Origin of the sequence: Aequorivita antarctica (assembly GCF_007997155.1) — a bacterium.
In the GTDB taxonomy this organism is placed as follows: Bacteria; Bacteroidota; Bacteroidia; order Flavobacteriales; family Flavobacteriaceae; genus Aequorivita; species Aequorivita antarctica.
The window spans coordinates 372262-391387 of the sequence record NZ_VORT01000003.1 but is presented as its reverse complement, the minus strand read 5'-3'; the positions used below and the strand labels follow the sequence as shown (position 1 = coordinate 391387).

General features: G+C 38.2%; 18 protein-coding genes. 6 read left to right on the top strand and 12 right to left on the bottom strand.

Features of this window, described 5'->3' with window-relative positions; genetic code table 11:
• Positions 1 to 626: T9SS type A sorting domain-containing protein (locus ESU54_RS06410; RefSeq protein WP_146848087.1), on the top strand; the 626-nt coding region annotated here is incomplete at its 5' end.
• A 388-nt stretch (positions 627 to 1014) separates the two neighbouring features.
• On the opposite strand, the gene ESU54_RS06405 is transcribed toward ESU54_RS06410, so the two are convergent.
• From ESU54_RS06405 to ESU54_RS06385, 5 genes are all read right to left on the bottom strand, one after another.
• Positions 1015 to 1545: a lipid-binding SYLF domain-containing protein gene (locus ESU54_RS06405; protein ID WP_111843277.1), complete on the bottom strand. Its 531-nt coding sequence runs from the start codon at positions 1543 to 1545 to the stop codon at positions 1015 to 1017.
• Positions 1546 to 1699: 154 nt separating this feature from the next.
• A complete protein-coding gene (locus ESU54_RS06400) occupies positions 1700 to 2053 on the bottom strand; it encodes a hypothetical protein (RefSeq protein ID WP_111843278.1) in 354 nt (117 codons plus the stop codon).
• Between the two features lie 80 nt (positions 2054 to 2133).
• Positions 2134 to 3057, bottom strand: a complete 924-nt coding sequence (locus ESU54_RS06395; RefSeq protein ID WP_111843279.1) for a DUF6268 family outer membrane beta-barrel protein — start codon at positions 3055 to 3057, stop codon at positions 2134 to 2136.
• Positions 3058 to 3083: 26 nt separating this feature from the next.
• Positions 3084 to 4577 carry an aminotransferase class V-fold PLP-dependent enzyme gene (locus tag ESU54_RS06390; RefSeq protein WP_111843615.1) on the bottom strand — a complete coding sequence of 498 codons (1494 nt, stop codon included), beginning with the start codon at positions 4575 to 4577 and terminating at the stop codon, positions 3084 to 3086.
• A gap of 63 nt (positions 4578 to 4640) precedes the next feature.
• Positions 4641 to 6725 (bottom strand): protein-disulfide reductase DsbD family protein, encoded by a 2085-nt coding sequence (locus ESU54_RS06385; RefSeq protein WP_111843280.1) that lies wholly within the window; start codon positions 6723 to 6725, stop codon positions 4641 to 4643.
• A 371-nt stretch (positions 6726 to 7096) separates the two neighbouring features.
• On the opposite strand from ESU54_RS06385, the gene ESU54_RS06380 reads away from it, so the two are divergent.
• From ESU54_RS06380 to ESU54_RS06365, 4 genes are all read left to right on the top strand, one after another.
• Positions 7097 to 7645: a hypothetical protein gene (locus ESU54_RS06380; RefSeq protein WP_146743958.1), complete on the top strand. Its 549-nt coding sequence runs from the start codon at positions 7097 to 7099 to the stop codon at positions 7643 to 7645.
• 146 nt (positions 7646 to 7791) lie between these two features.
• Positions 7792 to 11196, top strand: coding sequence for an isoleucine--tRNA ligase (ileS, locus tag ESU54_RS06375; RefSeq protein ID WP_111843282.1), 3405 nt, complete (start codon positions 7792 to 7794; stop codon positions 11194 to 11196).
• 3 nt (positions 11197 to 11199) lie between these two features.
• Positions 11200 to 11583 (top strand): TraR/DksA family transcriptional regulator, encoded by a 384-nt coding sequence (locus tag ESU54_RS06370; RefSeq protein ID WP_111843283.1) that lies wholly within the window; start codon positions 11200 to 11202, stop codon positions 11581 to 11583.
• Positions 11584 to 11882: 299 nt separating this feature from the next.
• Complete coding sequence (locus tag ESU54_RS06365) at positions 11883 to 12494, top strand: lipoprotein signal peptidase (protein WP_111843284.1); 612 nt, start codon at positions 11883 to 11885, stop codon at positions 12492 to 12494.
• Positions 12495 to 12497: 3 nt separating this feature from the next.
• Here ESU54_RS06365 and ESU54_RS18230 read toward each other — a convergent pair whose 3' ends face one another.
• The 7 genes from ESU54_RS18230 to ESU54_RS06330 all read right to left on the bottom strand — a co-directional run bounded on the left by ESU54_RS18230 (position 12498) and on the right by ESU54_RS06330 (position 17130).
• Positions 12498 to 12923, bottom strand: a complete 426-nt coding sequence (locus ESU54_RS18230) for a DUF2752 domain-containing protein (protein ID WP_111843285.1) — start codon at positions 12921 to 12923, stop codon at positions 12498 to 12500.
• Positions 12898 to 13185: a CD225/dispanin family protein gene (locus ESU54_RS06355; RefSeq protein ID WP_111843286.1), complete on the bottom strand. Its 288-nt coding sequence runs from the start codon at positions 13183 to 13185 to the stop codon at positions 12898 to 12900. Before ESU54_RS06355 ends, ESU54_RS18230 begins: the two co-directional genes overlap by 26 nt.
• Before the next feature lie 32 nt (positions 13186 to 13217).
• Complete coding sequence (locus ESU54_RS06350; protein ID WP_111843287.1) at positions 13218 to 13802, bottom strand: 5-formyltetrahydrofolate cyclo-ligase; 585 nt, start codon at positions 13800 to 13802, stop codon at positions 13218 to 13220.
• A gap of 45 nt (positions 13803 to 13847) precedes the next feature.
• Positions 13848 to 14849, bottom strand: coding sequence for a succinylglutamate desuccinylase/aspartoacylase family protein (locus ESU54_RS06345; RefSeq protein ID WP_111843288.1), 1002 nt, complete (start codon positions 14847 to 14849; stop codon positions 13848 to 13850).
• Between the two features lie 2 nt (positions 14850 to 14851).
• Positions 14852 to 15724 carry a 30S ribosomal protein S6--L-glutamate ligase gene (gene rimK, locus ESU54_RS06340; RefSeq protein WP_111843289.1) on the bottom strand — a complete coding sequence of 291 codons (873 nt, stop codon included), beginning with the start codon at positions 15722 to 15724 and terminating at the stop codon, positions 14852 to 14854.
• Entirely contained in the window at positions 15721 to 16146 is a 426-nt protein-coding gene (locus ESU54_RS06335) for an ATP-dependent zinc protease family protein (RefSeq protein ID WP_111843290.1), read from the bottom strand. Before ESU54_RS06335 ends, rimK begins: the two co-directional genes overlap by 4 nt.
• A 111-nt stretch (positions 16147 to 16257) precedes the next feature.
• Positions 16258 to 17130: an ATP-grasp domain-containing protein gene (locus ESU54_RS06330; RefSeq protein ID WP_111843291.1), complete on the bottom strand. Its 873-nt coding sequence runs from the start codon at positions 17128 to 17130 to the stop codon at positions 16258 to 16260.
• Positions 17131 to 17264: 134 nt separating this feature from the next.
• Between ESU54_RS06330 and uvrC the strand changes: the two genes are divergently transcribed.
• Positions 17265 to 19058: an excinuclease ABC subunit UvrC gene (gene uvrC, locus ESU54_RS06325; RefSeq protein WP_111843292.1), complete on the top strand. Its 1794-nt coding sequence runs from the start codon at positions 17265 to 17267 to the stop codon at positions 19056 to 19058.
• Positions 19059 to 19126: the final 68 nt, after the last annotated feature.

The window sequence follows — 19126 nt, the reverse complement described above, 5'->3', positions numbered from 1 at the left end:
GTGCAGATATCGGAACCCCGGTAACAGTGCAAGTATTCAGCCAGGACAACAACGGTAACCTAGCCACTTGTACGGCAACGGTAACTGCGGTTGACCTTCTTGCGCCGGTAGTTACCTGTCCAGCAGACCAAACGGTAGATCCTGGAGCGGGCAATCTGTTCTATATTGTACCGGATTACTTTGCTACTGGAGAGGCAACGGCAATAGACAACTGTACCGATCCAGTGACCGTTACCACACAGAGCCCAGCAGTAGGAACACCACTTGCTGACGGAACCTATACCATTACACTAACCGCAACAGATGAGTATGGCAATGTTGGGACTTGTGAGTTTGAGCTAACGGTAGATACAATAATTGGTGTTAGCGATAATGACCAAAACCTTGGAACGATAACAATGTATCCTGTTCCAACGAAGAACACCTTGAACATCAGCAACCCGCAGCATATCGATCTTGAAAGACTCGAGATTTATGACCTAAGGGGCAGATTGGTTCAGGTTTCAGACCTTCGTGGTATGGGCATTGTGAAACCAATAGATGTGCAAATGCTTGCCGCTGCATCTTATTATGTTAAGATTATTGGTAAAGAAGGTCAGATTACAAAACGACTATTAAAAGAATAGTTTTTCATAACTGTTGATTATTTAGAGTGAGATCGCCCAGAAATTATTCTGGGCGATCTTTTTAATACTATCTCAGCTATTTTGCATCTGGCTTAAAGTAGTACTAGCGAGTGAGTTTTTTTCAGTAAATTTTTAATAGTTGATCGATTGGCTCCGAAAAGCCATTCCTTCTCGTCCACATGACAATTGGAGGGTATGTAGCGCTTTGATGGAATTGAAAGTAAGTGGTTGTTTGGTTTTGAATTTTTCATTGTATTGGAATGAGAAGTAGTAGGCTTTTCAGAAACAAAATGCAAATAGAAATTTTGAATCTAATAAAAAAGGTCCAGCGTTATAACGGCTAGACCCTTTATATAATAAAGTAAGGTGTTAAAAATACTGTCGCTTACTATAAAGCCGTATAATCAAATTTCTGTCCACCCACCGATACTTCGGCCATCAAACCTTCTTTAGGAAGTGTAAACACCGCCACTCCATCAGTATAGGTAACGTTAAATGAAGGTGGGCTTTGGTTTGCAGCAATCGCAGAAAGGTTCGACCCAAAACTGAAATTATCATTCATAAATTCTTGAACGGCTTTATCTGTTTTTAAGAATACCAATTCGCTGTATGCTTTTCCACCTATTTGTGCCCCAACATCAACTTGTTTCATATTTGCCATTCCTACCAGAACCCCTCGCTCATATACCGCTCCGTTACCTGATGCAGCTCCAATTATTAAAGCTCCTTTTCCAACATTGGGGAAAATGACATATGCTTTTGCGTCATCAAAATACCCTTGAAGTTTTGGATTGGCTTTAAGAAAAGCTGCTTTTGCTTGTTCAGCATCCTTGATTACTTTTTTGTTATCTGAATTTTGTGCAAATAGTGAGATACTAAAAAAGAGTATCGCCATCATTAAAAGGTTTTTCGTTTTCATAGCATGTATTTTTTGTTTGAAATTTAAAATTACGCTATAATGAAAACGCTAGGGGTTAAAGGAGTGTTAGATTATATATAAGGGAATGCTAAAGTATGTTTATTCGTTTGGCGTGAGTCGTGAAAAGTGAGTTGTGAGTATTTGTTATCGAAAATTACTTGAGGTCTTTTTTCACCAATAGGTAAAAGTCATTATCTAAAGGAAGATATCCCTGATCGTATAAATAGTAATAGGTGGATCCAGATTTTGTGGTATAAATCCCGGTGAAGTAATCAAAACTGAAACCCATTCGCAGCAGTCTATCCTTGGTTGTTTTGGTTTTGTCTTCGGTGTTTAGCTTTTCGAGGATGCGGTAGTTTTTCCGAAGGCGGTTATTGATGTTCCGAACTAGATTTTTGTTGTCCTTGTTAAGGGAATTATTATGTGCATTGCGACAAGCATCGCTGCAGAATTTTTTGTCAGCGCGTCCAATGATTTTATCACCACATTCCGGACAGGTTCTTTCCATATTTTAAAGATAGGACTTTTGAAAGCAAAACTCAAAATAGAAGTAGCAAATTCCGAAGTGGGATTTTTGGAATTTGGTTTTTAATTGTTATTTGGTTCTTGGGCTTTGGATTTTTCCTTAATGTGGAATCTATAAATTGCTTCAAATTTAAAAAAAATACCACCATTCAATGAAGGATTTAACTGGGTGCGCTCGTCACCAAAACTGAAAGCTGAAATCCCAAGGTCAATTTTATCGCCTTCTGCATACATTTCATAATTGTTACTAGAATAGCCTAGCTTGGCTCGCAACAAAACACTTTCTTCTAAAGCATTGAATTGTAAATAACTCGCAAATTCCAACGAGCTTAGATCAGCATACAAAGTAGGCAAGTTTTCATAATGAACATTATAACTACGCCCAATTCCGAAGTAATCAACACCAATTGTTGTAATTCCTAACTTATAGCTTACATCTGCAGAGATCGGTAAGCTCATATCCATCTCAAACCGTTTGTTTGGACTTAGATAATACCAGCCTAGAATTGGCGTGGTAAAAAGACCAAAAGCTTCCTGAGAAGCATAAACTCCAAAGCGGTATTTAAGATTTTCATTCTTCTTCAATTTCAAAAGTGCGAAACCACCCATATAAAAATCATTGCTTGAAATATTTTTGTAATCAGAAGCAATCTTTGGAAGTAAAACGATCGTTGTGCTCCATTTTTCTGACCAGGTTGAAGCTAAACCCAATTTAATATTGGTGCTGTAAAGACTTGTATATTCAGCTTCAGGGAAAAGTTGCAGGTTGTTGCTACTAAAATCAGCACCTGTTATCAATGCGTGATTCTCATTAAGAACTACTGGAAAGGTAAATCCAGCTTCAAAGGATTTTACGGAAGTGTTGCTGTCCACTCCTTCAAAACTATTTTCAAAAGTTTGTCCATATCCAATTCGAAAAAGATCCACATATTCTTGTGCAGAACTAAAAAAAGGGAAGAGAAAAGTTAGAAGTAGAAGTCTTTTCAAATTGATTACTAATTAATTACAATTCATTATTGAAATGTAAACCATTCCTTTATTTTGTCATCCGTTATTTCTTTTGGATGAAAATATTCGTTGCTTTTGGAATTGTATTTATATTCTTTGCCCCATTCCGAAAAATTTTCTGCCAATTGTTTTATGGAATCGCAAACGTAATCAACTTCTGCATTTGTGGTTGTGGGATGTATGGACATCCGTATCCAGCCTGGTTTGTGGGTCAAATCGCCATGGTCAATCTCACAAGTAACACGGTTTGAGGTTTCTTGATCTACATGAAGCAAATAATGGCCGTAGGTTCCTGCACAAGAGCACCCGCCTCGAGTTTGTATTCCAAAACGATCATTGAGCAATTTAACGCCAAGATTGAAATGCAAATCGTCAATGTAAAAACTGATTACCGCCAGCCTATCCTGCGTTTGGGGTGCCAGAATTTTAAGATTAGGAATGTTATTCAGCTTTTCAAAAACGATTTCTAAAAGCTCGTGTTCACGCTGCAAAATATTTTTGATCCCCATTTTTTCTTTCAAACGAATTGAAAGTGCAGTGCGAATGGTTTGAAGAAAACCAGGTGTTCCTCCATCCTCACGAGTCTCTATATCATCAATGTATTTGTGATTTCCCCATGGGTTGGTCCACGAAACGGTTCCACCTCCTGGATTATCTGGGATCGTGTTTTTATAAAGATTATTGTTGAAAATAAGAACACCGCTAGATCCGGGCCCTCCCAAAAATTTATGGGGCGAAAAAAAGATAGCATCTAAATATGCACCTTCCTCTTCGGGATGCATATCTATGGAAACATAAGGTGCAGAACAGGCAAAATCCACAAAGCAGAGTCCGCCATTTTTGTGCATCAGTTTTGCTATTTCATGATATGGGGTTTGAATTCCTGTTACGTTTGAACAGCTCGTAACCGCTGCAATCTTTATGGGATGATCTTTATATTTTTCAACAGTTTTGGCGAAGGCTTTCATACAGACCAAAACATTGTCATTTGGTGGCACTACCACGACATCTGCAATGGTTTCAAGCCAAGAGGTTTGGTTGCTGTGGTGTTCCATGTGCGTTACAAAAACCACTGGCCTTATATCGTCCGGGATTTTGGTGTACTGTTTTATATTTTCGGGAATTTTTAGTCCCAAAATACGCTGGAACTTATTGATGGCACCCGTCATCCCGCTTTCGCAAGTAATCAGTACATCCTGGTCGTTGGCGTTTACGTGTTTTTTTATGATTTTTCGCGCTTCGTGATAGGCTTTGGTCATTGCCGTTCCCGTTACGGAAGTTTCGGTATGGGTATTGGCAACATATGGCCCAAAATCCTTCAGCATTTTTTCTTCAATAGGAGCATAGAGACGGCCACTTGCCGTCCAATCTGTATAGATAATTTTTTTTCTTCCGAAAGGTGACTCAAACTCTTGGTTTATGCCAACGATATTCTTTCGGAAAGGTTCAAAATACTTTTCCAATGCGGTGGCTTTTATTTTTTCTTCCGAAGAGATCATCATCCGATTTTTAAAAATTACTTAAAATTAATCAATACTGCTTAAAACAAGCAACTTTAGCTTCTATTTTTTGAAAGCGCCAATTCCTTTTTGAAGCCAAGCGTAATATTCTTCAATATCAGGTGTGTAACCCACAGGATCGATAAGGTTTTCTTCGTTGTGATCCATTAAAACATAGAAGGGTTGAGAGTTGGTTTTATATTTTATGGTTTGTAACTCGCTCCATTTTTGACCTATATATTTAAGTTTTTTACCGGGTTTTAAAAGTGATTCAACAATTTCGTCATCTTCAAGTTTACGTTTGTCATCAACATATAGTGATATAAGTACTACTTCATTTTTCAACATATTCAATACCTTATCATCTACCCAAACGTTCTGCTCCATTTTTCGGCAATTAACACAGGCCCAACCCGTAAAATCAATCATTACTGGTTTACCTACTGTTTTTGCATATGCAAGACCCTTGTCATAATCATTAAATGCTAAAATTTGATGGGGCGCCAATAGATGTGCGCCTTCGGGTAAGTCTTGACCTTGGTTCGCAACAATCCCTCCTCCAACTTTGGAATTACCAACACCATAAGGCGATTCTGCGTAATCTAAAGGCGGCGGGAAAGCACTAATTAAGTTTAATGGCGCACCCCACAGTCCCGGAATCATATAAACGGTAAATGCTAATACCAGTAGCCCAAGGCTAAGTCGGCCAACCGAGATATGCGTCAATGGCGAATCATGTGGCAACTTGATTTTTCCGAAGAGATAGAGCGCCAGAGCCCCAAAAATGGCAATCCAAATAGCTAAAAATACTTCTCTTTCAAGCCAGTGAAGTTGAAGTACAAGATCGGCATTCGATAAAAATTTGAAAGCCAATGCAAGTTCTAAAAAGCCCAATACTACTTTTACAGTGTTTAACCAACCTCCAGATTTTGGCAATGAATTCATCCATCCTGGAAATGCTGCAAATAATCCGAAAGGTAGCGCTATAGCTAAAGAAAATCCAAGCATTCCAACAATAGGTCCTACTTGACTTCCACCAGCAGCTGCTTGAACCAATAGCGTTCCAACAATAGGCCCAGTGCACGAAAACGATACAATAGCCAAAGCAAGAGCCATAAAAAAGATACCTATTAAACCGCCTCTATCGGCTTGCGAGTCCACTTTGTTTGCCCATGAATTAGGAAGCATAATTTCGAAAGCGCCTAAAAAGGAAACTGCAAATACAATTAACAAAACAAAGAAGATAAGATTAAACCAAACATTGGTCGATAGGGCATTTAATGCTTGGGGTCCAAATATTAAACTTACTAGAATGCCTAGTAATACATAAATAATAATTATTGAAATACCATAAATAATAGCATTTTTTATACCCTTTGCTTTTGTTTTACTTTGCTTAGTAAAAAAACTTACGGTCATAGGTATCATTGGGAATACGCAAGGCGTAAGCAATGCCGCAAATCCTGAAAGAAAGGCTAAGAAAAAAATGGCCCAAAGCCCTTTTTCATCTTGTTTTTGGTTTTGTTCAATAGCTGAAAGTGAATTTTCTGAGGAAGCTTTAACAGTGTCTTTTACAACTTCAGTTTTTACGGTATCAACCGCTGCAGTGTCTTCAACATTATCTGTACCAGCTTCGGTAGTTTCAGTTTCATCAGTGTTTACTGGTGTTACAGCAGCTTCGGTACTTTTCTCAGGTGCAGGAATTTTAAAGACTAGATCTATATAACTTGGTGGTAGGCAACGAGTATCATCGCAGACCATAAACTCTACTTCACCTTTTACGGTGGTGCCTTTATCACCGGTCAATTTTATTCTTTGGGTAAATGTTGCCGTATTCTCAAAAAAGGTAATTACCATATCGAACACTGGGTCATGAACTGTGTGGCCTTTACTTTCCTTTGCTTTTCCAACTAGTTTGTATGCGCTGTTTTCTTCAAAAGTGAGATTCGTTGGTAAGGGTCCGTTGTCTGGAACTACCTGCGAATAAAGGTGCCATTTGTCTTCAATGGTGGCTTTTGAAATTAAATCATACTCCGTTTCCGATATTTTTTTAATGCTTGTGGACCACTTTACGGGGTCGAGAATCTGCGATTGAACGGAAGCAAGGGAAACTGTGGCGAGGAGGAGAAAGAGAGAGATTTTTTTCATTATTGAACAATATTATATAGAATCTTTAAAAAGATTTCAAATTTGAGGTAAAAAATGCAGTATTCAAAATTATGTTGGGGTTTTGGGAATAATACCTAAAAAAATAAATACAAATATATAGATACTCTGAGATTATGTTGCTGAAATAGAATACAAAACAAGAATTTGTAAAATAAAAGATGCTTCATAGTAAAATCTAGTTATGAGTATTCCGCAAGATTCTTAAAGCCGTGAAAGAAAATCATAACTACAACGAAATCAATTCTTAAAAGAATGTTATAATATTCTTTAGTAAACATAATAATAGTGCAATCTTGATGTTACTATTCGGAACGGTGCTATATTCGCCGAAAATTAAAAAAACTTTAATTATGAAACTGACAAAATTAATTTTTCTGTTTGCCTTAACTATTGCGACTGTAAGTTGTAGCAAAAATGATGATGATAACAATGCACCTGATCCTTATAAGCTTACCACTGCAAATTTTGTAGACACCTACTCTATGAACTTTTTAGAACTTAAAGTTGTTGAAACAGTGACTTTTAACAATGGTTCCACCTCTACATCTTCTTCCACGACTAGAGGAAGTATTTTTCAAAATGTAAATTTTGTTTTTAATGCTGATGGAACTTTTGCTGCCAGTGGTTTATATACTACTGTTGAAACAGTTATAAATCCAGATGGAAGTACAGTTACAAACGATCCTGTTATTCGTAATGCAGCTGAAGAAATAGGTGCTGGTACCTATATTTTAAATCCTACGAGTAAAATTTTAACCGTAATAGATCAAGACGATAATCAGGTGGTTTTTGAAATTACAATTTATTCTGAAACTGAGATGAGGTTATATTCTGAAATGTCTGTTACTTCGGGTAATAGTACAACAGTTACCACTCAAGATTTGAGATTTTCTAGATAAATCTATCATCTAAAGTTATTTAAAACGCCATTTTTTTTAAAATGGCGTTTTTTTATTTATTATTTATCAAAATCACAGAGGCATAAGCTTTCTCTTATTTCTCCAAAAAACCTTACTTTTGCACACTTTATTGCAACAAGCACCTTATGAGCACAAAATTTAAAGAATACAAAGGGCTAGACCTCCCTAAACTGGCGGAAGAAATACTCGATTTCTGGAAAGAAGAAAACATTTTTGAGCAGAGTATTTCCATTCGTGAGGGGGCGGAGCCGTTTGTGTTTTTTGAAGGGCCGCCATCTGCCAATGGTTTGCCGGGCATCCATCACGTTATGGCCCGCGCCATAAAAGATATTTTCTGCCGATACAAAACCCAAAAAGGGTTTAAAGTTGATAGAAAGGCAGGATGGGATACGCACGGTTTGCCGATAGAATTGGGTGTTGAAAAAGAGCTTGGCATTACCAAAGAAGACATTGGTAAAAAGATTTCTGTAGAAGATTATAACGCTGCTTGTAAAAAAGCAGTAATGCGCTATACTGATGTGTGGAATAAAGTAACCGAAAGCTACGGCTATTGGGTTGATATGAGTAATCCGTACGTTACTTACGAGCCAAAATATATGGAAACCGTTTGGTGGTTGTTGAAAGAAATTTACAACAAGAACTTAATTTATAAAGGCTACACCATTCAGCCGTATTCTCCAAAGGCGGGTACAGGCTTGAGCTCTCACGAACTTAACCAACCGGGAACCTATCAGGATATTACAGATACAACGGTAGTCGCTCAGTTTAAGGCAATGGCCGAAACTTTGCCCGATTTCCTGGCAGAAGAATCAAACAATATTTGGTTCCTTGCCTGGACTACTACACCTTGGACACTTCCGAGCAATACCGCATTAACAGTTGGTTCTAAGATTGATTATGTGTTGGTAAAAACGTTCAACCAATACACTTTTCAACCCATAAACGTGGTTTTGGCGAAAAACTTGGTTGCTAGTCAATTTGCGAATAAATTCGAAGAAAAACCGAATGAGGAATCTTTAGAAGCCTTTATTCAGGGCGATAAAATGATTCCATATTTTATTTCGAAGGAATTCAAGGGCGCAGATTTGTTAGGAATCCGTTACGAGCAGTTGCTAGATTATGCAAAACCGCATGACAATCCTGAAAATGCTTTTAGAATAATTGCAGGCGATTTTGTTACTATCGAAGATGGAACTGGAATCGTACACACTGCGCCAACTTTTGGGGCAGATGATGCTAAAGTGGCTAAAGAAGCCATTCCAGAAGTGCCGCCATTATTGGTAAAAGACGAAAATGGGAATCTTGTTCCACTTGTGGATTTACAAGGAAAGTTTCGTCCAGAAATGAAGGAACTTGCTGGCAAGTATGTGAAGAATGAATACTATGACGATGCCGATGTGCCCGAGAAATCTGTGGACGTTGAGCTTGCAATAAAACTAAAGACCGAAAATAAAGCCTTCAAGGTTGAAAAATACGTTCACAGTTACCCTAATTGTTGGAGAACTGATAAACCCATTTTATACTATCCGCTGGATTCTTGGTTTATAAAAGTGACCGATTTTCGCGATAGAATGTTCGAACTGAACAAAGGCATAAACTGGAAGCCCAAAGCCACCGGCGAAGGCCGTTTTGGCAACTGGCTTGCAAATGCCAATGACTGGAACCTTTCACGTTCACGTTATTGGGGAATTCCCTTGCCAATTTGGAGAACCGAAGATGGAAAAGAAGAAATTATAGTAGGTTCTATTAAAGAATTAAAAGCCGAAATGCAGAAAGCTGTCACAGCTGGATTGATGGAGAAGGATATTTTTGAAGATTTCAATGCGGGCGATTTTTCTGAAGAAAATTACGCCAAGGTTGATCTTCACAAAAATATAGTTGACGGAATAACGCTAATGTCGCCGAGCGGAAAACCAATGAAGCGAGAAGCAGATTTGATAGACGTTTGGTTCGACAGTGGAAGCATGCCGTATGCGCAATGGCATTATCCTTTTGAAAACAAAGAGAAGGTAGAAAATACGTGGCGTAAGGCGGACTTTATTGCTGAAGGCGTGGACCAAACCCGTGGTTGGTTCTATACATTGCACGCAATTGCAACCATGATTTTTGACGATGTTGCCTATAAAAATGTAGTATCAAACGGACTTGTTTTGGACAAAAACGGTCAAAAGATGAGCAAGCGTCTTGGCAATGCAGTGGATCCTTTTGAAACCTTGGACGTATATGGACCCGATGCTACGCGTTGGTATATGATAAGCAATGCTAATCCTTGGGACAATTTAAAATTTGATCAGGACGGAATTTCTGAAGTGCGTAATAAATTCTTCGGAACGCTTTACAATACGTATAGTTTCTTCAGTTTGTACGCCAATCTCGATAAATTTGAGTATCTTGAAGAAGACCTTCCGCTAGAAAAGCGACCGGAAATTGACCGTTGGATACTTTCAGAATTGCATACACTCATCCAAAAAGTGGACGATTATTACGCAGATTATGAGCCTACCAAAGCAGCTCGTGCTATTTCGGAATTTGTTCAAGAAAATTTAAGCAACTGGTTTGTTCGTTTAAGCAGAAGAAGATATTGGAAAGGAAGTTATAACGACGATAAGATCTCTGCTTACCAAACACTATACACTTGCTTGGAAACTGTAACAAAATTAGGCGCTCCCATAGCTCCGTTCTTTATGGACAGGCTTTACAAAGATTTAACGCAGGGAACAACAAAAGATAAAAAAGCATCGGTACATTTGACCGATTTTCCAAAAGCAGATGCTTCGTTCATCAACAAAAAGTTGGAACATAAAATGCAGAAAGCGCAAACAATTTCATCGTTAGTGCTTTCGTTAAGACAAAGAGAAAAGATAAAAGTGCGCCAACCGCTCCAAAAAATAATGATTCCGGTTTTGGAAGATTCCGAAAAAGAAGAAATCCTTGCCGTTTCAGATTTGATAAAAAGCGAAGTAAACGTGAAGGAAATAGAGCTTATTGACGAAGGTTCAGGAATGTTGGTAAAACAAATAAAGCCAGATTTCAAAGCCCTCGGACCACGTTTTGGAAAAGACATGAAAGCAGTGGCAGCAGCTATTTCGGGCTTTGATCAGAAACAAATTGCAACTCTTGAAAAAGATGGTGAAATAACTGTTTCTATTAATGAAAAAAATGCTACTTTGGCGCTCGATGATGTAATCATAAGTTCACAGGATATTGAGGGCTGGTTGGTTGCCAATGCAGATGGAGTTACTGTGGCATTGGATGTTACGATAACCCCAGGTTTGAAAAATGAGGGAATTGCCCGAGAATTGGTAAACAGAATCCAAAACTTGAGAAAGGATAGTGGTTTTGAAGTAACAGACAGAATAGAGGTTAGCCTTAAGGAAAATGAAAAATTGAGAGAGGCGATAAGCCAAAATCTGGAATATATAAAAGAAGAAACATTAACAGAGGTATTGCAATTTCAGCCACAAATTGATAACGGAACAGAAATTGCGTTTGACGATATTGAAACACGTATAAGCATTAAAAAACATTAGATCATGACAGAAACAGAAAGAACCAGATATTCAGATGCCGAGCTGGAAGAATTTAAAGCACTTTTGAACGAAAAAATAAAAAAGGCAACGGAGCAATTGGAGTTAATCCAAAGTTCATATAAAAACGACAGCAACAACGGCACTGACGATACTTCGCCTACATTTAAGGCTTTTGACGAAGGTAGTGAAGTGATGAGCAAAGAGGCTAATTCGCAACTTGCCATCCGTCAGGAAAAATTTATTCGAGACCTTAAAAACGCATTAGTGCGTATTGAAAATAAAACTTACGGGGTTTGCCGTGTAACAGGAAAGTTGATAAACAAAGAACGTTTAAAGCTTGTTCCACACGCCACTTTGAGCATCGAGGCCAAGAATTTACAGAAATAGTCCCGCCCTTCCGTCGCGGCGAAGAGCGTTGAGATATGAATATTTATAGCCTCGAAATTTTTCGAGGCTTTTTCATTGAAATAAATTCTTTGCGACCTTATAGTTAAAACACGGAACCCTAGAAAATACCCTTTCCGAGCGCAGAAAATTTCTTATTAAAGCGGAAAGTATCAACGGTATTATTTCGTTACTACAAACCAAATAATATTGCTACTTTTGCCATTGCACTCCGAAGCCTTAGCTTAGGAGTACCTTCTCTTTTCAATTTTTTTTTTGAAAAGAGAAAAGTAAATAAACCTATGAGCCTAAAAAAAGCCACAGCAATTATCATTCTGATTCTTTTAGTTGATCAGATTTCAAAATTTTATATCAAAACACATTTTGTTTTAGGCGAAGAAATTCGTCTGTTTGATTGGTTTCGGATTCTTTTTGTGGAAAACGAAGGGATGGCTTGGGGAGCAAAAATTCCAGGCGAATACGGCAAACTTTTTTTAACACTTTTCAGGATTGTTGCAATAGGCGGTATAGGTTACTGGCTTTGGGATTCGGTTCGAAAAAACATGCCATCTATCCTGATTTTTTGTGTTGCTCTGATTTTTGCGGGCGCTTTGGGCAATATTATCGATTCTGTCTTTTACGGCATTATCTTCAATGATAGCCATCACCAAGTAGCTACATTATTTCCCGAAGCTGGTGGCTACGGAACTTTGTTTCATGGGAAAGTAGTTGACATGCTTTATTTTCCACTTTACGGCGGCACCTTGCCGGAATGGTTTCCATTTTGGGGGGGAGAATATTTCACTTTTTTTGATCCAGTTTTTAACATAGCTGATTCTTCAATCAGTGTTGGGGTAATTTTGCTGCTTATTTTCAATAAAAAAGCATTTCCAAAGAAAGAAATTGAAGCATAGTATTTAGCTCGAAGGAGCAAGCAGGTTGAACGGATAAAAAGATAAATTCCGCAGAACCCAATAAAGAATTGCTATCCCGAAATAGCCAATAATAAATAGGTTGCTATAGAAAAGCATAAATCTGTAACGGGTGCCGAAGATCCAATTGGCGACTGTAATTCCCAAACCATAAATCAAAATTGGCAAGGTTAGCACCATTAATGGGTTAAACCTAAAAGCTCTAATAACATCACCGTGCAACAGTAAATGAATGGCCCGTTGTGAACCACAGCCTGGGCAATAAAGCCCTGTGATATAATGAAAAGGGCAGGGAATGAAAAAAGAATTTTCCGAAGGATTGTAAAAAAAATAGACAATAAAAAAGCCCCCAAATAGTATAGCAATGAGGGCTATTTTTAAAAGTTTAGTTGTATCCTGCAAAAGCTCCACCTAAACCGATAACTACAAAAAATATTACATAAAGAACCCAAACTAAGGCTGCTGCTACAGCACCCCAAATGGCCCATTTCTTGGCATCATCGGCGGCTTTCTGGGCGCCAATAGTATCGCCTTGGGCCCAGAGCTCTTTTACTTTTGTTGCTTTAATTATTGATACGATGCCCAAGGGTAGGCAACATAGGACAGTGCATAGGATTGCCCATACCAGATTATTATCTGGTGGAGTTCCCATAGGTTGGTTGGTTGTTTCCATTTTTTAATTAATTGGTTAATAATAGTTTAACCTCATAAAGGTAGGTAGTTATTTTTAAAATCCAGTATTTTTTTTGGCGTGACGCAAAAATTTAAGGGCATATCTGTAGCCTCAAAAAATATTTCTGGCTCTGGTTCAAAAAAAGAAAGTCCCACAAACACTGCGGTTGTGCTGCATTTTTTTAAAAACCGATCATAAAAACCTTTTCCGTAGCCAATGCGATGCCCGTTTTGGCCATAAGCCAATAAAGGAACAAAAACTACTTCAAGCATTTCTGGTGAAATTTCAATTCCAGAAACAGGTTCGGGAATTCCATATCCTGAAATTTTTAAAACCGTATTTTCCTGCAACAAAAAATGCTTCATTTCGCCTGTTGAGAAATCTGCTTTTGAAACTACTATGCTTTTGTCCTTTCCCTGTAAAATGTGCATCAGGTAATCGGTATTCACTTCTTTTTTTGCCGAAATAGGAAGAAAAATATGGTAATAGATTTTGTCCCAAATAGGAAGTTTCAGCGCTTGATTGGCAATTTGAAGACTCATTTCTTCAATGGAATCTTCAGAAAGATTTTCGCGAAGCTTTTTGTATTTCAATCGAAGCGTGTTTTTATCAGCCATATTAATTCACAAATCAAAAATCGTAATTGTCACTCTAAAATCACTTTAATCTTCCATCTCTTCAGCTTCCGTATTTGCAGTATTTACTGTTGAAATATGAAAAATAGCATCGCCTTGGTTCACAATAGGAGATTGGTTTACGTTAATAATATAACCTTCATTGGGCGAAGTAACCTTATAACGCATTTTTCCGTAAGGGTCTGTAATTGTTGCCAAAAACTCCCCTTTTTCCACATGTTTGTTGCAATCAATTTTTACATGAAGCAAACCGCTTCTATATGCGCGTATCCATTTGCTTTTTTCAATAATGACGGTTTTGACAATGGGATCTGGGGCAATATGCCTTTTGCCTAACATATCCAAATGTTCCAAAACACGCATAATGCCGTCTACACCTTCTTTTGCAATATGTTTGTTGCTTTCAAGGCTTTTGCCACCTTCAAAAAGCAGCACTGGGATACCCAATTTCTGGCAAGCTTTTCGGTATGATTTTTCAAGGGTATTGGAATATACGGTAAATGGCGCATTGAAAACTTTTGCAAGTTCCAACAATTTTTCATCGTCGGGTTTTATACGAATTTGCGGCGCATTGAACCTGCTGGCACCGCCAGTGTGAAAATCGAGACAATAATCTGCGTGCGGCAAAACTTTTTTGGTGAAATGATAAGCCACACGGCTCGCCAAAGAACCCGACTTAGTACCAGGAAAAACTCGGTTTAGGTCGCGTCCATCGGGAAAGAAACGATTCCCGTTCAAAAAACCAAATACGTTTAAAATAGGAATACAAATAATGGTCCCCCGTTTGGGTTTGTTCAATTTGCGGGCAATGAGCTGGCGCACAATTTCCACACCGTTTATTTCATCGCCATGAATGGCTGCGGTAATTAATACAGTTGGTCCCGGAATTTTGGAACGTTCAATAATAATAGGAATTTCAACTTTGGTTGAAGTATAAAGTTTTGCGATGCTGAAATCAATAGTCTTGCTTTCACCAAGAGCTACATGTTCATTCAATATTACTATATCTCGTTCTTCCTTTTTGGCCATATTTATACGTTGCGTTCAATGTATTTTATGATAGTATTTGCAATGTCTTTTCCGGTAGCTTTTTCTATTCCTTCCAAGCCAGGGGAGGAATTTACCTCCAGAATAAGCGGCCCGCGGGCAGATTGAAGCATATCTACACCCGCAATTCCAAGTCCCATTGCTTTAGCTGCTTTTAGCGCTGCGGTTTCTTCTTCATCGGTAAGTTTTATTACGGAAGCCGTTCCACCGCGGTGTAAATTACTTCTAAATTCGCCATCTTTCCCTTGCCTTTTCATTGCGCCAACAATCTGTCCATCCACAATAAAAGCACGGATGTCTGCACCGCCAGCTTCTTTTATAAATTCCTGAACAATAACTCGCGCTTGCAAATTATTGAACGCTTCAATAACTGATTCGGCAGCTTTCCGGGTTTCAACCAAAATAACGCCGATACCCTGTGTGCCTTCCAGCAATTTAATGATTACGGGCGCGCCACCTGCTTGATCAACGATTTCCTTTACGTTTTTAGAATAGTTGGTAAAAACGGTTTTCGGCAATCCCAATCCTGCGCGGGAAAGGATTTGTAAGCTTCTCAGTTTATCGCGTGAGCGCACCAATGCTTGTGATTCAGTTGTTGTGAAAACGCGCATCATCTCAAACTGGCGTACAACTGCCGTTCCATAAAAAGTTACAGAAGCACCAATCCTCGGGATAATTGCATCGGTATGATCCAATTTATGGCCTTTGTAATAAATTACCGGGTTTTTCTTTTCAATTACAATATCACACTTCGCATGATTTATAATTTCTACGTCATGGTTTCTGGCTTTTGCAGCTTCCACAAGACGCTGGGTGGAATATAAATTTGCGTTGGCCGATAATATTTTGATATTCATTTTTTTTGCTTTAGCTTGAAGGAAAGGTTAGTTTTATTTATATCCACCATATATTTTTTGCTCAAAAAGTTTCTTCCTAAAAGTACAGGAAAACGCATTTCTTCGCGATCGCTCAAAGTTAAATAAATTGGCTGTGTCTTTCCGAAAAGAACTACCTCTGTTTTAATTCTGTATCGGGCTTCAGACTGGCCGTTGCTGCTTTTTACCACCTTTACATCATATTCGTCAAAAACGATTTCCTTTTCGTGGTAGCTTGGATGTTCTTCGTCTAAAAAATTGCATTTCAAATAACAATCTTCTACTTTCATATTTTTGCAGTGGATAGAAGAAGTGTAGGCTCCTGTGTCAATTTTCACTTCAATGTCAAACAGATTTAGCAATGGAAAATCTGCTTTATCTATTCTTCCGATGTTTCTTTTCAAGGTTTTTGGGATTTTGCAAATGCAATTTAAATAATAAAAATTCCATTGCGATATTTATGGGTGTAAAATTCTATGTGAATCGTTGAATATTCAGCATAAAAGTATACATCATCATTTCTTATTCCTTTCAATATAGCCAATTACGCTTTTCGAAACATTTTTACCCGAAGTATGCTCAATACCTTCTAATCCTGGGGTGCTGTTAATTTCCAAAACCAATGGTCCGTTTTTTGATTGCAGAATATCAACTCCGCAAAACCCAAGACCCATTGCTTTTGCGGCTTTGATAGCTGTTTTTTCTTCTGCGGAAGTGAGTTCGATTATTTCTGAAGTACCACCTCTATGCAAATTGCTCCGAAAATCGCCGATTTTGCATTTTCGTTTCATCGCCGCAATCACAACGCCATCAACTACAATTGCACGTAGATCGGCGCCATTTGCTTCTTCAATATATTCCTGAAGGATAAATTTTACACCTGCAGCGTTTAAGGTTTCAATAGTTGCTAAAGCATTCTGCGGACTTTCGGAAAGAATTACGCCCTCGCCGTGTGTGCCTTCTAAAAGCTTGATGATTATTGGTTTTCCTTTAAAGGTTTTTAGCTGTTCCTCAAACCCATAAAAGGAAGCATAGAGCGTTCGCGGCACAGGAATTTGGTTCTTTGCAAGAATTTGAAAACTTGTCCATTTGTCGCGGCTATATTTAATTCCTTCAGAAGAACCCACGGTAAATACCCCCATTGCCTCAAAATGGCGGACCACATTGGTTCCAAAATAAGTATTCGAAGCACCAATTCTGGGAATAACTGCATGCACGTCATCAACCAATTCATCCTGAAAATAGAGTACTGCTTTTCCGTTTTCAATGGCAAGGTTGCAGTAGGAAGGGTCTATAACTTCCATAGTGTGGTTTCGTGCCTCGCCAGCACTTAGAAGACTTTTTGTGGAATATAACGCTTCCCCGCGGGAAAGGATGGCAATGTTCATAGTTGCTTATTGATGGCGCAATTTAACCAAAAAGGTCAACGTGTATTAAGTAGCTCATAATTTTAATCCATAATTAACATATTGCAATGAGAAATCACTTCCTATAAAATATACAATCCACTATCTTTGAGGCTATGGCCAATGCTTTATTATCGCTTCAAATTTCAACACTTCCCGATTCGCCCGGCGTTTATCAATACTACGATAAGGATGGTAAACTGCTGTATGTAGGCAAGGCAAAAAACTTGAAGAAAAGAGTTTCGTCTTATTTCAATAAAACGCAGGAAAACGGCAAAACCAGAATTCTTGTAAAAAAAATTGAAACCATAAAGCACATCGTAGTAAAGACAGAGACCGATGCGCTTTTGTTGGAAAACAATTTGATAAAAAACTATCAGCCACGCTATAATGTGATGCTGAAAGACGACAAAACGTATCCGTGGATCTGTATTAAAAACGAGCGGTTTCCGAGGGTTTTTGCTACTCGGCAGATAATACGGGATGGGTCGGAATATTATGGTCCCTATACCAGTATGAAAACCGTGCATGTTCTGTTGGATTTAATAAAAGGGCTATATCCGTTGCGCAATTGTGTTTATGATCTTTCGACAAAGAATATAGCGGCTGAAAAATTCAAAGTCTGTCTGGAATATCATTTAGGAAACTGTTTGGGTCCCTGCGAAAACTTGTTTTCTGAAAAGGATTATATGGAAAACATTGAGGCTATCCGAAACATTGTGAAGGGAAATTTTAAGGAATCACTTAAAAAGTTCAAAAAACAGATGAAAGAGCTGGCGATCGATTTAAAATTTGAAGAAGCCCAACGCATCAAGGAAAAGATTGATGTTTTAGAAAATTATCAAAGCAAATCTACCGTTGTAAACCCGAAGATTAACAATGTGGATGTTTTCTCCATTGTTTCGGATGAAAGTTATGGTTATGTAAATTTTCTTCAGCTTTCCCATGGAGCAATTATTCGTTCGCACACCTTGGAAATAAAAAAGAAATTGGATGAAAGTGATGAGGAATTACTTCAGCTTGCAATCATTGAATTACGGCAACGTTTCAATTCGCTTTCCAATGAAATTTATATTCCTTTTGAGGTGGAATTGGGCGAGGATATAAAAGTACATGTGCCAAAGCTAGGCGACAAAAAAGCAATTCTGGACCTTTCAGAAAGGAACGCTAAATACTTCCGCATGGAGCGTTTCAAACAAGCCAAAATAGTAGATCCGGACCGACACGAAAAACGGATCATGGCGCAGATGAAAAAAGATTTAAGGTTGAGTGAGGAACCGCGACATATTGAATGCTTTGACAATAGTAACATTCAAGGCACAAATCCAGTGGCGGCTTGTGTAGTATTTAAAGATGGCAAGCCGAGTAAAAAGGACTATCGTAAGTTCAACATTAAAACTGTGGAAGGCCCAGACGACTTTGCTTCGATGGAAGAAGTTGTTTACCGTCGTTACAAAAGATTGGTAGAAGAGGAGCAACCATTGCCGCAACTCATCATCATAGATGGAGGAAAGGGTCAGCTTTCTTCGGCATTGAAAAGTTTGGATAAGTTGGAGTTGCGCGGAAAAATCGCTATTATAGGAATTGCGAAACGGTTGGAGGAACTTTTTTACCCCAACGATCCCATTCCACTTTATTTGGACAAGAAAAGTGAAACTTTAAAAATTATCCAGCAATTAAGGAATGAAGCACACCGTTTTGGCATTACCTTTCATAGAAGCAAAAGAAGCAAACAGGCTTTAAATACAGAGTTGGAAACCATTCCCGGAATTGGCGAAAAAACTGTCGTTGAATTATTGAAGCATTTTAAAAGCACAAAACGGATTGCTTCGGCAAGTTTTGAGGATCTTTCAAAAGTGATTGGCGCAAGTAGAGCAAAGAAATTAGTTGAGTATTTTAGTAATGAGTAGTGAGTAATTAGTAAGTTTTCTAATAATCTAATAATCTAATAATCTAATAATCCAAAAATCTAACAATC

Excerpts from the sequence above, each read along its gene's own strand:
- ESU54_RS06405 (WP_111843277.1), bottom strand. The coding sequence starts at position 1,545 with ATGAAAACGAAAAACCTTTTAATGATGGCGATACTCTTTTTTAGTATC.
- ESU54_RS06400 (WP_111843278.1), bottom strand. The coding sequence starts at position 2,053 with ATGGAAAGAACCTGTCCGGAATGTGGTGATAAAATCATTGGACGCGCT.
- ESU54_RS06390 (WP_111843615.1), bottom strand. The coding sequence starts at position 4,577 with ATGATCTCTTCGGAAGAAAAAATAAAAGCCACCGCATTGGAAAAGTAT.
- ESU54_RS06385 (WP_111843280.1), bottom strand. The coding sequence starts at position 6,725 with ATGAAAAAAATCTCTCTCTTTCTCCTCCTCGCCACAGTTTCCCTTGCT.
- ESU54_RS06380 (WP_146743958.1), top strand. The coding sequence starts at position 7,097 with ATGAAACTGACAAAATTAATTTTTCTGTTTGCCTTAACTATTGCGACT.
- ileS (WP_111843282.1), top strand. The coding sequence starts at position 7,792 with ATGAGCACAAAATTTAAAGAATACAAAGGGCTAGACCTCCCTAAACTG.
- ESU54_RS06370 (WP_111843283.1), top strand. The coding sequence starts at position 11,200 with ATGACAGAAACAGAAAGAACCAGATATTCAGATGCCGAGCTGGAAGAA.
- ESU54_RS06365 (WP_111843284.1), top strand. The coding sequence starts at position 11,883 with ATGAGCCTAAAAAAAGCCACAGCAATTATCATTCTGATTCTTTTAGTT.
- ESU54_RS06355 (WP_111843286.1), bottom strand. The coding sequence starts at position 13,185 with ATGGAAACAACCAACCAACCTATGGGAACTCCACCAGATAATAATCTG.
- ESU54_RS06350 (WP_111843287.1), bottom strand. The coding sequence starts at position 13,802 with ATGGCTGATAAAAACACGCTTCGATTGAAATACAAAAAGCTTCGCGAA.
- ESU54_RS06345 (WP_111843288.1), bottom strand. The coding sequence starts at position 14,849 with ATGGCCAAAAAGGAAGAACGAGATATAGTAATATTGAATGAACATGTA.
- rimK (WP_111843289.1), bottom strand. The coding sequence starts at position 15,724 with ATGAATATCAAAATATTATCGGCCAACGCAAATTTATATTCCACCCAG.
- ESU54_RS06330 (WP_111843291.1), bottom strand. The coding sequence starts at position 17,130 with ATGAACATTGCCATCCTTTCCCGCGGGGAAGCGTTATATTCCACAAAA.
- uvrC (WP_111843292.1), top strand. The coding sequence starts at position 17,265 with ATGGCCAATGCTTTATTATCGCTTCAAATTTCAACACTTCCCGATTCG.